Source organism: Nocardioides pini (assembly GCF_026712185.1).
GTDB classification, from domain to species: Bacteria; Actinomycetota; Actinomycetes; order Propionibacteriales; family Nocardioidaceae; genus Nocardioides; species Nocardioides pini.
Genome location: NZ_JAPPUX010000010.1, coordinates 1 through 13,103 on the forward strand (window position 1 = coordinate 1; position 13,103 = coordinate 13,103).

The 13,103-nt window shown below is 72.7% G+C and carries 18 protein-coding genes and 1 pseudogene; 13 read left to right on the forward strand and 6 right to left on the reverse strand.

Annotated features, from left to right (window positions below; genetic code table 11):
- Nucleotides 1-128 (forward strand): annotated as a pseudogene (locus NYO98_RS21625) (IS481 family transposase); the annotation flags it as partial.
- Here the strand turns inward: NYO98_RS21625 and NYO98_RS21630 are convergent.
- Nucleotides 125-379: a DUF3072 domain-containing protein gene (locus tag NYO98_RS21630; RefSeq protein ID WP_268113980.1), complete on the reverse strand. Its 255-nt coding sequence runs from the start codon at nucleotides 377-379 to the stop codon at nucleotides 125-127. The pseudogene NYO98_RS21625 and the gene NYO98_RS21630 sit on opposite strands and share 4 nt — an antisense overlap.
- A gap of 106 nt (nucleotides 380-485) precedes the next feature.
- On the opposite strand from NYO98_RS21630, the gene NYO98_RS21635 reads away from it, so the two are divergent.
- The 3 genes from NYO98_RS21635 to NYO98_RS21645 are packed head-to-tail and all read left to right on the forward strand — an operon-like array spanning nucleotide 486 to nucleotide 2,107.
- Nucleotides 486-749, forward strand: a complete 264-nt coding sequence (locus NYO98_RS21635) for a phosphoribosyl-ATP diphosphatase (RefSeq protein WP_268113981.1) — start codon at nucleotides 486-488, stop codon at nucleotides 747-749.
- A 28-nt stretch (nucleotides 750-777) separates the two neighbouring features.
- Nucleotides 778-1,623 (forward strand): ATP phosphoribosyltransferase, encoded by an 846-nt coding sequence (hisG, locus tag NYO98_RS21640; protein WP_268113982.1) that lies wholly within the window; start codon nucleotides 778-780, stop codon nucleotides 1,621-1,623.
- A complete protein-coding gene (locus NYO98_RS21645) occupies nucleotides 1,607-2,107 on the forward strand; it encodes a PH domain-containing protein (protein WP_268113983.1) in 501 nt (166 codons plus the stop codon). The genes hisG and NYO98_RS21645 overlap by 17 nt, the downstream gene beginning before the upstream one ends.
- 18 nt (nucleotides 2,108-2,125) lie before the next feature.
- Here NYO98_RS21645 and NYO98_RS21650 read toward each other — a convergent pair whose 3' ends face one another.
- Nucleotides 2,126-3,070, reverse strand: a complete 945-nt coding sequence (locus NYO98_RS21650) for an aldose 1-epimerase family protein (protein ID WP_268113984.1) — start codon at nucleotides 3,068-3,070, stop codon at nucleotides 2,126-2,128.
- A 33-nt stretch (nucleotides 3,071-3,103) separates the two neighbouring features.
- Here NYO98_RS21650 and NYO98_RS21655 point away from each other — a divergent pair, with 33 nt between their 5' ends.
- Nucleotides 3,104-4,078, forward strand: a complete 975-nt coding sequence (locus NYO98_RS21655) for a GNAT family N-acetyltransferase (protein ID WP_268113985.1) — start codon at nucleotides 3,104-3,106, stop codon at nucleotides 4,076-4,078.
- On the opposite strand, the gene NYO98_RS21660 is transcribed toward NYO98_RS21655, so the two are convergent.
- The 3 genes from NYO98_RS21660 to NYO98_RS21670 are packed head-to-tail and all read right to left on the reverse strand — an operon-like array spanning nucleotide 4,068 to nucleotide 6,296.
- Nucleotides 4,068-4,634, reverse strand: a complete 567-nt coding sequence (locus tag NYO98_RS21660) for a uridine kinase family protein (RefSeq protein ID WP_268113986.1) — start codon at nucleotides 4,632-4,634, stop codon at nucleotides 4,068-4,070. The genes NYO98_RS21655 and NYO98_RS21660 overlap by 11 nt on opposite strands.
- Nucleotides 4,624-5,841: an amino acid deaminase/aldolase gene (locus tag NYO98_RS21665; RefSeq protein ID WP_268113987.1), complete on the reverse strand. Its 1,218-nt coding sequence runs from the start codon at nucleotides 5,839-5,841 to the stop codon at nucleotides 4,624-4,626. The genes NYO98_RS21660 and NYO98_RS21665 overlap by 11 nt, the downstream gene beginning before the upstream one ends.
- A complete protein-coding gene (locus NYO98_RS21670) occupies nucleotides 5,838-6,296 on the reverse strand; it encodes a hypothetical protein (protein ID WP_268113988.1) in 459 nt (152 codons plus the stop codon). Before NYO98_RS21670 ends, NYO98_RS21665 begins: the two co-directional genes overlap by 4 nt.
- A 67-nt stretch (nucleotides 6,297-6,363) precedes the next feature.
- Between NYO98_RS21670 and NYO98_RS21675 the strand changes: the two genes are divergently transcribed.
- From NYO98_RS21675 to NYO98_RS21695, 5 genes are all read left to right on the forward strand, one after another.
- Complete coding sequence (locus tag NYO98_RS21675) at nucleotides 6,364-6,930, forward strand: SseB family protein (protein ID WP_268113989.1); 567 nt, start codon at nucleotides 6,364-6,366, stop codon at nucleotides 6,928-6,930.
- A 320-nt stretch (nucleotides 6,931-7,250) separates the two neighbouring features.
- The gene (gene infC / locus NYO98_RS21680) at nucleotides 7,251-7,916 is read left to right on the forward strand and encodes a translation initiation factor IF-3 (RefSeq protein WP_326494472.1); all 666 of its coding nucleotides are present in this window, start codon (nucleotides 7,251-7,253) and stop codon (nucleotides 7,914-7,916) included.
- Nucleotides 7,917-8,006: 90 nt separating this feature from the next.
- Nucleotides 8,007-8,219: a large ribosomal subunit protein bL35 gene (locus NYO98_RS21685; RefSeq protein WP_090971167.1), complete on the forward strand. Its 213-nt coding sequence runs from the start codon at nucleotides 8,007-8,009 to the stop codon at nucleotides 8,217-8,219.
- A gap of 64 nt (nucleotides 8,220-8,283) precedes the next feature.
- Nucleotides 8,284-8,670 (forward strand): 50S ribosomal protein L20, encoded by a 387-nt coding sequence (rplT, locus tag NYO98_RS21690; protein ID WP_201935762.1) that lies wholly within the window; start codon nucleotides 8,284-8,286, stop codon nucleotides 8,668-8,670.
- 5 nt (nucleotides 8,671-8,675) lie between these two features.
- Nucleotides 8,676-9,455 carry a TrmH family RNA methyltransferase gene (locus NYO98_RS21695; RefSeq protein WP_268113992.1) on the forward strand — a complete coding sequence of 260 codons (780 nt, stop codon included), beginning with the start codon at nucleotides 8,676-8,678 and terminating at the stop codon, nucleotides 9,453-9,455.
- Between the two features lie 4 nt (nucleotides 9,456-9,459).
- Here NYO98_RS21695 and NYO98_RS21700 read toward each other — a convergent pair whose 3' ends face one another.
- On the reverse strand, nucleotides 9,460-10,434 hold the full coding sequence (locus tag NYO98_RS21700; RefSeq protein WP_268113993.1) for a helix-turn-helix transcriptional regulator: 975 nt from the start codon (nucleotides 10,432-10,434) through the stop codon (nucleotides 9,460-9,462).
- 77 nt (nucleotides 10,435-10,511) lie between these two features.
- On the opposite strand from NYO98_RS21700, the gene NYO98_RS21705 reads away from it, so the two are divergent.
- The 3 genes from NYO98_RS21705 to NYO98_RS21715 are packed head-to-tail and all read left to right on the forward strand — an operon-like array spanning nucleotide 10,512 to nucleotide 13,077.
- Nucleotides 10,512-11,639 carry an epoxide hydrolase family protein gene (locus NYO98_RS21705; protein ID WP_268113995.1) on the forward strand — a complete coding sequence of 376 codons (1,128 nt, stop codon included), beginning with the start codon at nucleotides 10,512-10,514 and terminating at the stop codon, nucleotides 11,637-11,639.
- A gap of 53 nt (nucleotides 11,640-11,692) precedes the next feature.
- Complete coding sequence (locus NYO98_RS21710) at nucleotides 11,693-11,965, forward strand: DUF4031 domain-containing protein (protein WP_268113997.1); 273 nt, start codon at nucleotides 11,693-11,695, stop codon at nucleotides 11,963-11,965.
- 26 nt (nucleotides 11,966-11,991) lie between these two features.
- Nucleotides 11,992-13,077, forward strand: coding sequence for a sensor histidine kinase (locus NYO98_RS21715; RefSeq protein ID WP_268113998.1), 1,086 nt, complete (start codon nucleotides 11,992-11,994; stop codon nucleotides 13,075-13,077).
- The last annotated feature ends 26 nt before the right edge of the window (nucleotides 13,078-13,103 follow it).

Genomic DNA, 13,103 nt, shown 5'->3' on the forward strand with positions numbered 1-13,103 from the left:
CCGATGCTGCCCGCACCGCGACCTACGCCGACTGGCTCCACTTCTACAATCACCACCGACCCCACACCGGCATCGGAGGCCTCGTCCCCGCTGACCGAGTTCACAACCTCACGGGGAAGTACAGCTAGCCCGTCCGGTCGCTGGCCGCCTGCAGCCGGTCGATGTGCTCGGAGGCCTCTGCCTTGGTGAGGTCGCCCGGCAGCTGCTCGCCCGCCTCGCGCGCGAGGGTGTCGAGGTAGCTGCGCTGCGCACCCGTCATCGGCTCGTCACCGGTGACCCACTCCTCGGGGTCCTTGCGCGTGCTGTCGCCCTGGGGTCCGCCGAGCACGTCCTCGGTCGGTGCGCCGTCACGGTTCGAAGGTGTGTTCGATTCGCTCATGCTGCGACAGTAGCCCGCCGTTCCGACGACGCAACCACACCGAGGGTGGTCCGCGCCCGGGGCCGGTGGGGCGCCCGGTGGTGCCCAGCGCCTAGGCTTGCCCCTCGTGAAGACGTTCGAGGACCTGTGGGCGGAGCTGTCCGCCAAGGCTGTGGAGCGGCCCGAGGGGTCCGGCACCGTGCAGCAGCTCGACGCCGGCATCCATGCGATCGGCAAGAAGCTGCTCGAGGAGGCCGCCGAGTCCTGGATGGCCGCCGAGCACGAGGGCAAGGACGCGACGGCGCTGGAGATCAGCCAGCTGCTCTACCACGCGCAGGTCCTCATGCTCGCCTCCGGCCTGACCCTCGACGACGTCTACGCCCACCTGTGAGCCCACCTGTGATCCCAGTGAGCCAGCCATGACCCTCCGCATCGCCGTCCCCAACAAGGGGTCGCTGTCCCAGGCGGCCACCGACATCCTCCGCGAGTCGGGCTACCGCCAGCGCAGCGACTCCAAGGAGCTCGCCCTCGTCGACTCCGAGAACGACGTCGAGTTCTTCTACCTCCGCCCGCGCGACATCGCGCTCTACGTCGGCGAGGGCACCCTCGACGTCGGTATCACCGGGCGTGACCTGCTGCTCGACTCCGGCGCCAAGGCCGAGGAGGTCATGAACCTCGGGTTCGGCCGCTCGCGCTTCCACTTCGCCGGGCCGGTGGGGCGCTACTCCTCGCTGCAGGACCTCGACGGCCTGCGGATCGCGACGTCCTACGTCGGCGTGGTCGAGGACTACCTGTTCCGCCACGGCATCGACGCCACCGTGACCCGCCTCGACGGGGCGGTCGAGACGAGCATCCAGCTCGGCGTGGCCGACGTGATCGCCGACGTCGTCGAGACCGGGTCGACGCTGCGGGCTGCGGGGCTCGAGACCTTCGGCGAGGTCATCCTCGACTCCCAGGCGGTGCTCATCACGCGTGGCGGCGAGGTCCCCGACGACTTCGAGATCTTCCACCGTCGCATCGAGGGCGTGCTGGTCGCCCGCAGCTTCGTGATGATGGACTACGACATCGAGGAGCGGCACCTGGAGCGGGCCAGCGAGCTGGCCCCGGGTCGCGAGGGACCGACCATCTCCCCGCTCGGCAAGAAGGGCTGGGTGGCCGTGCGCGTCATGGTGCCCCGGGCCGGCTCGCAGCGCCTGATGGACGACCTCTACTCGATCGGCGCGCGCGCCATCCTGCTGACCGACATCCATGCCTGCCGCCTCTGAGCGCCCGGCCGGCGCGTCCGGCGGCCCCGCCGCGCCCGCCCTGCCGCACACCTGGCGGCCGATGGGCGTGCGGTTCGCGGTGGTCGGCTTCGGGCTGATGCTGCTGGTCGTGTGCGCGGCTGCCTGGTTCGGCTTCGACGACGAGACCCGCGCCAAGTTCAACATCCTCCAGCGGCTCACCCTGCTCGTCATGGGCGCCGGCTTCGCGGTGATCGGCTGGGCCCTGGGCCGCGCACGGGTCACCGCCGAGCAGGCGGCGCTCGTGGTGGTCAACGGCTTCCGGACCCGGCGGCTGGAGTGGGAGCAGGTGCTCGCCGTGCACCTGCCGGCCGGCGCACCGTGGGCCACGCTCGACCTGGCCGACGGCACGACGATCTCCGCGATGGCGTTCCAGGGCTCCGACGGCAGGATGGCGCGTGACGGCGTACGCCAGCTGCGGGCGCTGATCGACCGCCCCGGGTCCGTCGGGCCCGACCGGCCCTAGCCGTCCACGAGCGGGTCGCTACGCGTCCCCGTCGCCGTCGGTGACCGCGTCGGCCTGCTGCAGGGCGTGGATGCCCCACGAGACCGACAGCTCGTCGCCCGGGCTGCCGGCCGGGGCGAGGGTGACGAGGTCGGTGCCGGAGTTGAACGCGTCGGCGGGCGCCGTCATCGGCTCGACCGCCAGGGCGGGGCGCGGTCCGTCTGCCGGGGGCGTGAAGACCTGCAGCCACCGGTGGTGCTCGTCCACCCACAGGGCGACGCCGCGCCCGCCCGACGGCTCGGCGAGGGTGACGCGGGCGCGGCCGTCGACGTGCTGGAGGTCGCCGAAGCCGTGGTCGAGCGCCACGTCGCCGACCATTCGCCCGGCGGTGAAGTCGAGGTCGTCGCCCACGGGCTCCACCCCCGTCGGCAGCTGCCGGTCGTCGAGCTGCACCCGGGTCCGCGCGGGCAGGGTCAGCTCGAGGTCCTCGATCGCGTCCCCGACGCAGAGGTAGGGATGGGCCCCGCTCGCGTAGGGCGCCGGCTCTCCGGCCAGGTTCGTGGCGGTCTGGGTGACGACGAGCCCGTCCGCGGAGAGGTCGTAGAGCACGTGGAGGTCCAGTGCCCACGGGTATCCGGTCTGCGCCATCAGCCGGTGGACGAGCGACACCGAGGTCGGCGTGTGCTCCTCCACCGTCCACGGCGCCCAGCGGGCGAGGCCGTGCGAGGCGTTGCCGGTGCGCGGGTCGGTGAGGCCGAGCTGGAGGTCGCGGCCGCCGAAGGAGTAGCGGCCGTCGCGGATCCGGTTGGGCCACGGCACCAGCAGCTGTCCGCGACCGCCCGTCGACATCGCGGACTCGTCGAACCCGTGCACCAGGTCGCGGCCGTGGTGCCGCAGCACGCGCAGGGCCGCGCCGCCCTCGGTCACGACCGCGGTGTAGCCCGCCGCCGAGATCTCGTACTGGTCACCGCTCGGGAACACCATGACGCTCACCCTAGACACCACTACGGTGCCCTGATGGGCATCACCACGCGTCGGCTCGGGGTGAAGGACGCCGACGCCCTCGCGGCCCTGATGGCCCGCATCGAGGGCGACCACCCGACCGGCTTCTGCCTGGGGGCCGGTGAGATCCGTGAGCTCATGGAAGGAAAGGCCGACAACGTCTTCGAGGGGGCGTTCGACGGCGACCGGATGGTCGCGTACACGAGCACCCTGCCGGGCCGCCCGGACGACACCGGTCTGCGCATCATCCTGTTCGGCGACGCCGATCCCGCCCGTCTCGGCGAAGGCCTCGGGACGCTCATGCTCACCCGTTCGCTCGACCGCTCACGTGCCATCCACGCCGACATCGCTCCTCGGGTGCCGGGCACGTTCGTGACGACAGCGCTGGCCGGTCGCGAGGACCAGGCCGACCTGATGGCGCGCGCCGGGATGCGCGCGGGCCGGCACAGCTACCTCATGGTCGCCCCGCTCGAGCCACGAGCGGAGGCCACGACGCCCGTGGGCTACGCCGTCACCGCCTTCGACCCGCTGGCCGCCGAGGAGCTGCGGCAGGCGCACAACGCCGCTTTCGCCGGCTACCCGGACCGCCCCGACGCCAGCCCCGAGTTCTGGGCCATGTTCGTGGTCGGCGCCGCACACGCCCGGCACGCGCTCTCGGTCGTCGCCCGCGACGCCGGCGGCTCGGTCGCCGCCTACGCCCTCGCCCACGAGTACGTCGTCCCGCCCTCCGGTGGGCCGGGGCCCGAGATCCACGTGGCCTACGTCGGCACGCTGCCGGCGCACCGCGGCCGCGGGCTGGCGACGGGCCTGCTGGCCGAGGTGCTGCGACGCGCGAGTGCCGCCGGCTACGTGAGGGCCAGCCTTCACGTCGACACCGCGAACCCCACGGGCGCCCTCGGCGTCTACGAGCGGGCGGGGTTCCGCCCGCGCTACCGCCAGGACTCCTACGTCCGCGACGAGCCACCGCCGGGGGACCACCTCAGCCGGTGACGACCACCAGGTCGGCGTGGGCCCGGGTGCCCAGCCGGGCGAAGAGCTCGTCCTCGTCGGTGCGCCACTGTTCCCACTGCGGGCGCATGTGCTCACCGTCGCGCGCCATGCCGCGCCGCAGGCGCAGCCCCGACTCCGCCTCCACCCACACCAGGACCCCGACGAGGTCCGCGACCGAGGGGGACCAGCAGCCCACCCCCTCCAGCACGAGCAGGCCTCCGGCCTCGACGGGATGGCTCTCGGCCCAGCCGTCCGCGGCCCAGTCCCAGCGCGTCCACCGGCTCCCCTCGCCGCGCGCGAGCGGCTCGAGGAACGCCTCGACCGTGCTGGCGAGCCCGGGCAGCCCGCGCCACCCCTGGAGCAGCTCGTCGCAGTGGACGACGTGCGCCTCGGGCACGACGTCCGCGAGGGCGGCGGCCACCGTCGTCTTGCCGGACCCGGCGGGCCCGTCGACGCAGACCAGCCGGCCGGTGCCGAGCGTCGGGGGAGCGGCCAGCACGCGCGCGGCGACCTCGGCGGCGACGGCGTACGGGTCGGCGGGTGCGTCAGAAGGCACGGTCGCAGCCGCGGTAGGACGGCACCACCTCGGTGACGGCGTCTCCGCGGACGAGGTGCACGTCGCGGACGTGCTCGAAGAGCTCGCCGGACTTGGCGTGGCGGAACCACACGAGGTCACCGATCCGCAGCTGTGCGGCCGGGTGCCCGGTCAGCGGCGTCTGGACCTCGCCGGCGCCCTCGAGCCCCGTCAGGTGCAGCCCGGGCGGCGCCCACGGGAGGGGTGATCGGTCCGCGCCGGTGGCGCCGCTGGCGATCAGTCCACCGCCGTGCACGGTCGCCATGCTGGGCGTCGGCTTGCGCGTCACCCGGAGCCCGAAGTACGCCGCGGGGCGGGGCTCGAACGACGCGTAGTGGTCGAAGATGCCGGGCACCAGCAGGCCGGAGCCGGCCGCGATCTCGGTGACCGCGGCGTCGGCGGCCGTCGCCTCGACCGACCCCGACCCGCCGCCGTTCCAGAACTCCAGCGCCACCACCTCGGCGAGCGCGTCGGCGATCTCGCGCCGGCGCACCGCGAGCTGGGCCATGGACGCCTGCTTGAGCCGGCGGACGACCCGCGAGCGCGCGCGCTGGTCGGGGACCGAGTCCTGCACGCCCGCGACCTGGCCCTCGTAGGTCATCACGCCGACGAGGCGGAAGCCGTCGCGCTCCACGACGCGGCGTGCCAGCGCGACGACGTCCCGGGTGTCGAAGAGCGGCGAGCGCTTGGGGCCGACGTGCTGGCCGCCGAACCGCAGCCCGGCGTCGACGTCGAGCGCGACCCGCACCGGCACGGCGTGCGAGGCGCGTGTGGAGTCGACGACGTCGAGATGGGCCGAGTCGTCCACCATCAGCGTGATCGCGGCCGCGGCGCTCGGCGACGAGGTCAGCTGTTTCAGGGCCGCCACGTCGACGGTGGGGTAGGCCACGACGATGTCGTCGCTGATGCCCGTCTCGTGCAGCCACAGGGCCTCGGCCAGCGTGTAGGCGAGCACCCCGGAGAACCCGTCGTGCGCGAGCGCGCGCTCCAGGAGCGCCGGCACGCGGAGCGACTTCGAGGCGACGCGGACGGGCTTGCCGGAGGCGCGACGCACGAGGTCGTCGGCGTTGGCGTCGAAGGCGTCGAGGTCGACCACGGCGATGGGGGTCGGCGGGGGCTCGGGCAGGCCGGCGACAGCGGTGTCGAGCCGTGACCAGAGTCGGTTGCGGTCGACGAGCCGGTCGATCACTCGATGCCCCGCTTGCGCAGCAGCGCCTCGATGTCGGCCAGCTCGTCGTCCACGGCCGCGCGCGAGGTCGGGCCGGTGCGGGTGGAGGAGGCTTCCGGCAGCTCGTCGCGGCCACGCGTGGTGCGACCACCACCGCTCGCGGCCTGCCCGCGGGCGAGCTGGCGGTCGCGGATGAAGCCGCTCACGACCCACAGCACGACCGCCAGGCCGGCCAGGCCGACGCCCACCCACGTGCGCACGTCGAAGACCAGGCTGGTCGCCCAGTCGGTGACCGAGCCCGCGATGTCGACGACCATCTCGAGCGTCCCGGTGAGCCACGCGGCGGCGGGAAGCAGCGTGAAGCCCAGCGCGCGGAGGCCGTTGGCCGATCCTCGCCGGCGGAACGCGATCCACGTCCAGATGGCACCCGCGACGGTCAGCGCGGCGGTCAGTGCGGCCCAGGTAGTCCCTTCCACAGTCCCAGACTCCCACAGCGCACCACGCCGTGACGGCGCCCGCGACGCGTGCGGGAGGATGGAGCCCGTGGTCCACGACGACGCATCCCCCTACCGCGCGGCGGACGACTCCTCCCACGAGCCGCTCGAGCGCACAATCCCCGACCCGGGGTTCGCCGACGACTCCGGCGGGGCCGACCCTCGTCTGGCCCGCGCGCTGGCCGACCGGGCCGCGGGCGCCGTGACGTCGGGCGCGGTCCTCGCGCTCCTGCAGGACGCCCGGCTGCTGGTGCCGGTGGTCGCGGTGCTCGGCGAGGTCGAGGTGGACGAGCACGGCCTGGCCCACGACAAGTCGTCCGACATGGCTGCGGTCCTGGTGCAGGCCCCCGACGGCAGCACGGGCCTGCTCGCCTTCACCTCGACCGACTCGATGGCCCGGTGGGACCCCCAGGCGCGCCCGGTGCCGGTGCCCGCCGCGACGGCTGCCACCGCGGCGATCCAGGACGGCGCCGAGGCGCTGCTCGTCGACCTCGCCGGCCCCGCGCCGTACGTCGTCGACGGCGACGACCTGACCCGGCTCGCGTCGGGGTGGCGGCTGGTCGCGATCGACGACGGCTCGGGGGGTCACGGCTGGATTGGCCCCCCGGCGGAATGATCCGCTAACCTTCTGTGTTGACCGATCAGTGACACCACGCTCCACCGGTGCCACCGATCCCGCCAAGCGGAGGCACGCACCACCGTCTCCCACCCGCACCGATCGCCCTGCACCACAGATCGTCGGGTCCCGGTCCAGATCCACCACCGTCGCGAGACGGAGGTGGGACCTCAGTTTTCCCGAGAGGGGAGACGTGTCGTGACTGGCTCCCGCTTGGCAACAGCGGGAGCCATTGCTCATTTTCCGGCACACCAGTCGGGCCGGGCGAGGGACTCCCACCCACCCGAACCACTGGAGGACCCATCAGCACCGAGCTGCGCATCAACGACCGGATCCGCGTACCCGAGGTCCGGCTCGTAGGACCCAACGGCGAGACCGTTGGCATCGTGCCGACCGACCAGGCACTCAAGCTGGCCGTGGAGGCCGACCTCGACCTCGTCGAGATCGCGCCCCAGGGACGGCCCCCGGTCTGCAAGCTCATGGACTACGGCAAGTTCAAGTACGAGAACGCCCAGAAGGCCCGCGAGTCGCGCCGCAACCAGACGAACGTGATCATCAAGGAGATGAAGCTTCGTCCCAAGATCGACAAGCACGACTACGAGACCAAGAAGGGTCACGTCGTGCGGTTCCTGGGCGCGGGCGACAAGGTCAAGATCACGATCATGTTCCGAGGCCGCGAGCAGCACCGCCCCGAGCTGGGCTTCCGCCTGCTGCAGAAGCTGGCCGAGGACGTGCAGGAGCTCGGCTTCGTCGAGTCCTCGCCCAAGCAGGACGGCCGCAACATGACCATGGTCATCGGCCCGCACAAGAAGAAGGCCGACGCCAAGCTCGACGCCGACGCCGCCCGTGCCAGCAAGGAGCAGGCGCGCGCGGACCGCAAGGCCGAGGAGGACGCCGAGCGCGAGGCAGCACACGCCGCCGGCCCGGTCGCGCAGAAGAAGGAGCGTCGCCGCTCCGAGAACCTCGACGCCGACATCGACGTCTGAGCTGTCGCGCCGCCTGAGCCACGCGCTCAGCCCATCGTTTCCGCCGCCCCTGCCCACGCGCAGGGGCAGCACCGAAGAGGAGAGAACAACATGCCGAAGAACAAGACCCACTCGGGCGCGAAGAAGCGCTTCAAGGTGACGGGCTCGGGCAAGATCATGCGCCTGCAGGCCGGCCGCAAGTCCGGCGCCGCGTTCGCGTCCGCGCCGACCACGGGCAGCCGCAAGAAGCACCGCCGCAACGCCGGCATGGTCGAGCTCGAGAAGGGCGACGTCGCACGCGCCAAGAAGATGCTCGGCATCTGAGTCTCACCCCTGGTGGCTCAGCCGCCGTCCCGTCTTCAATTCCCCTGCACCAAGGAGTACCACCATGGCACGCGTCAAGCGCGCAGTGAACGCCCAGAAGAAGCGTCGTACCACCCTCGACCGCGCGAGCGGCTACCGCGGCCAGCGCTCGCGGCTCTACCGCAAGGCCAAGGAGCAGGTCACCCACTCGCTGGTCTACAGCTACAACGACCGCCGCAAGAACAAGGGCAACTTCCGCAAGCTGTGGATCCAGCGCATCAACGCCGCTGCCCGCGCCAACGGCATGACCTACAACCGCTTCATCCAGGGCCTCGGCCTGGCCGGCATCGAGGTCGACCGCAAGATCCTCGCCGAGCTCGCCGTCAACGACGCGCCCGCCTTCGCCGCGCTCGTCGAGGCCGCCAAGGCCGCGCTGCCCGAGGACGTCAACGCGCCCAAGGTCTCCGCCTGAACCACATGAGCGCTCCGCTGGCAGCCAGCAATGGCCGCGTCAAGGAGGCTCGCAAGTTGAGCCGCCGCTCGGTACGCACCGAGCGGCGGCTCTTCCTCGCTGACGGCCCGAAGGCCGTCGAGGGCGCGCTGTCGGTCGCCGGGTGCGTCGTGGAGGTGTTCGCGACTTCGGGCGCCCTCGAGCAGCACGCCGACCTGTTGGCGGGTGTGGACACCACCCTCGTCGACGAGCGGGCGATGGCGTCGCTCTCGGACTCCGTCACCCCCGCCGGTGTGGTGGCCGTGTGCCGCCACCTCGACGCGCCGCTCGAGCACGTCGTCCGGGCCTCGCCCCGCCTGCTGGCCGTCTGCGCCGACGTGCGCGACCCCGGCAACGCCGGCACGGTGATCCGTACGGCTGACGCGGCGGGCGCCGACGCGGTCGTGCTGGCCGGGCAGTCGGTCGACGCCTACAACCCCAAGACCGTGCGTGCCACCGTCGGCAGCCTCTTCCACCTGCCGCTCGCGATCGAGCCCGATCCCGCAGCCGTCGTCCGCGCGGCGCAGGCCCGCGGGCTCACGGTGCTGGCCGCCGACGGGGCAGGCGAGGTCGACCTGTTCGACGCCGACCTGTCCGGACCCACCGCGTGGCTCTTCGGCAACGAGGCCCGGGGCCTGCCCGAGGACCTGGCCGCGCTGGCCGACCACCGCGTCGCCATCCCGATCCACGGGCGGGCCGAGAGCCTCAACCTGTCCACGGCCGCCGCGGTCTGCCTGTACGCCAGCGCCCGGGCGCAGCGCTCCTGACGCCCTACTGCTCCGGGACGGCGGCGGCGTACCTCGCCGCGAGGGTGCGCAGGTGCGCCACCAGCCCGGGCGGCTCGGTGACGTGGAAGTCGAGACCGAGCATGCCGATCCACACCGCGACCGTCTCCACGCTGTCGGCGCCGGTGACGAGCACGCAGTGGCCCTCGTCCACGGTCTCGACCACGCCGACCGTCGGGTTGATCCGGCGCAGCACCTCGTCCGCGGGCGCGTCGACGGCGATGCGGCAATGCACGTTCCATCCCGAGAAGGCCACGTCCCGGAGGACGAAGGCGGCGTAGTCGCCGCCCTCGAGCGGGGCGGGGGAGAACCGACCGGCGCCCGGGGTGCGCAGCTGCATCCAGTCCGCGCGCAGCGCCTGCCAACGTCCGGTGGGGCGGCGACGCGCCACGACGTACCAGCGTTGCTGACAGCTGACGAGGCGGTACGGGTCGCACTCGACGCGCTCCTCGACGTCGGTGCCGGGCCCGTAGAACAGCCGCAGGCCCTCGCGGTCGCGGATCGCGGTCGCCAGGTCGGCGAGGAGCGCCACGTCGACGGGCGGCACCTCCACGTTGGTGGCGGTGTCCACCGGACCCACGTCGGTGCTCTCGCTCAGCGCCTGCACGCGCCGCCAGAGCCGGTCGGGCAACACGTGCTGGAGCTTCGCGAGCGCCAGCGCACCAGCGTCCTCGATGCCGCGCACGGCCGAGACGGTCCCGAGCCCGACCGCGACGGCCACCGCCTCGTCGGCCTCCAGGAGCAGGGGAGGGAGCCGCCCGTGGTCTCCGAACCGGTAGCCGCCGGCTGCGCCGCGGACGGCCTCGACCGGGTAGCCGAGCTCGCGCAGCCGCTCCACGTCCTTGCGCACGGTGCGTTCGCCCACACCCAGCAGGGCGGCGAGCTCGGGTCCGGTGACGGTCGTCCGGGCCTGCAGGTGCCCGAGCAGGGCGATGAGCCGGGACGAGGTCTGGAGCGACACGGCGCCTCCGGAGGAAGTCGAGGACGAATCGGAGAATCAGGGCCGATGCGTGCCGGATTCGTTCCTACCGTACCCGTATGACCACCAACCAGAAGCCCAGCCAGGACACCAGCGACCTCACCTTCCGCCCCTTCACGGTCTCGATCCCGCAGGACGCGATCGACGACCTCCACGACCGGCTCGCCCGCACCCGGTTCGCCGCCGAGCCCGCCGACTCCGCCGGCGCCGACGACTGGTCGGCGGGCGTCCCGGTGGCGTACCTCCGCGAGATGGTCCGGCACTGGCGCGACGACTTCGACTGGCGCGCCCAGGAGGAGCGGATGAACGCCTACCCGCAGCTCCTCACCGAGATCGACGGCCAGACGGTCCACGTCGTGCACGTCCGCTCGGCGAACGACGACGCCGTCCCGCTGCTCCTGCTCCACACCTACCCCGGCTCGTTCATCGACTTCCTCGACCTCGTGCCGCACCTGACCGACCACTTCCACCTCGTCATCCCGACCATCCCCGGCGTCGGCTTCAGCCAGCCGCTCACCGACGGCGGCTGGGACTCACGGCGCAACGCCGTCGCATGGGACCGGCTCATGCGTGGCCTCGGCTACGAGTCCTACGGCGCCCACGGCTCCGACAACGGCGCGGTCGTCGCCCGCGAGCTGGCCATGCTCGCCCCCGAGGGCTTCCTCGGCGCCCACGTGCTGCAGCTGTTCTCCTTCCCCTCCGGGGACCCGGCCGAGTTCGAGAGGATGACCCCCGAGGACTACGCGGCCCTGGAGTTCGCCGGCTGGTTCCAGACGGTCAACGGCTACGCCACGATGAACGCCTCGCGCCCGCGCACGATCGCCGCCGCGCTCAGCGACTCCCCGGTGGGACAGCTGGCCTACAACGAGCTCTTCGAGAGCTTCGGCAACGGCACCTCGCGGGTGACCCGCGACCAGGTGCTCACCCAGGTCAGCCTCTACTGGCTCACCAACAGCAGCGGTGGTGCGGTGCAGGCCTACCGCGCCGAGCAGGCGGTCGAGCCCCGCGTCAACGACGGGCGGATCGGGGTCGCGGTCTTCGCCGACGACTTCCGCTCCATGCGGCCCTTCGCCGAGCGCGACAACACCGACATCGTGTCCTGGACCGAGCACCCCGAGGGCGGCCACTTCGCCTCGATGGAGGTCCCCGAGGAGCTCGCTTCCGCCATCCGCGGCTTCTACGCCTGAACCCGCGACGTCGTCCGCGGGGCCGGCCGGGCGACCGGCTAGCCTCGCGGTCGATGATCCTCATCGATCCGCCTGCCGTGGCCAGGTGGGACCGGCTCTGGTCCCACCTGGCCAGCGACACGTCCTACGACGAGGTGCACGCCTTCGCCGCCGCCCACGGGGTGCCCGCTCGCGGCTGGGACCGTGACCACTACGACGTCCCCGCCGACGCGTACGACGCCCTGGTGGCCGCGGGCGCCGTCCCTGTCACCTCGCGCGAGATCGTCGCGGCGCTGCGCGCAGCCGGACTCCGCCGCCCCAAGGCCCGCTTCCGCGACCAGCACTAGCCCGGTGCTGGCCTAGGGTGGCGCTCGTGTCGGACGAGAGCGCACCCCAGCACCGGGTGGACAGGAATCGGCCCACGCGCCTGCGCGCACTGGCGGACTTCTACCCCGACGGCATCCTCGGCGCGAGCCGCGAGGGCGTGGTCACCATCCTCAACGCCCAGGGGGCCGCGCTGCTCGGCGTCGACGCCGAGGACGCGAAGGCGCTGCCCCTGTCGGACGTCCTGCGGCTGCTCGACCAGGACGGCCGCACCTGGCTCGACGTCAACCGTCCCTTCGACGCCATCTCGATCACGCGCGGCGTGCCCGAGCAGTCGTGGCTCAACGCCTCCGGCGACGAGGTCCTCACCACCGCGCGCCTGGTCCGCGAGGAGCCGCTCGGGCGGGTCGTCGGCATCGCGGTCGGACTGCGCAGCGGTCGCGGCCGGGCCCGGCTCGACCGCGAGCGCTCGGACCTGGTCGCCACCGTCGCCCACGAGCTGCGCTCACCGCTCACCGGCGTCAAGGGCTTCGTGCAGGCGCTGCTCAACCGGTGGGACAAGCTCACCGACGACCAGCGCAAGCTGATGCTCACCACGGTGAACGCCGATGCCGACCGGCTGGCCCGCCTCATCGCCGAGCTCCTCGACGTCGCCCGGATCGACACCGACCGCCTCCAGCTCTATCCCCGCGAGTGCTCCGCCGAGGTGCTCGTGGCCCGGGTCGTGGACTCCATCGAGGCCGGGACCGCGCGCGACATCACGCTCGAGGTCGACGGGGCGCTGCCCCCACTGTTCGCCGACCCGGACAAGTTCACCCAGGTCGTCACCAACCTCGTCGAGAACGCGGTGCGGCACGGCCAGGGCCAGGTCAGCGTGCAGCTGTCGGCGTCGCCGGCCCTCACAGGGGTGCGGCTCACGGTCGACGACGAGGGCGACGGCATCCCGGTGGAGCTGCGCAAGCGGGTGTTCACGAAGTTCTGGACCACCGGCACCTCCGGTGGCACCGGGCTCGGCATGTACATCGTGGGCGGTCTGTCGCGCGCCCACGGAGGATGGGTCACGATCGACGACGCCCCCGGCGGCGGCGGCCGGGTGATGGTCGACTGGCCGAGCGAGGACCAGCGCCCGGAGTGACGGGACGCGACCTTCACACAACCTCC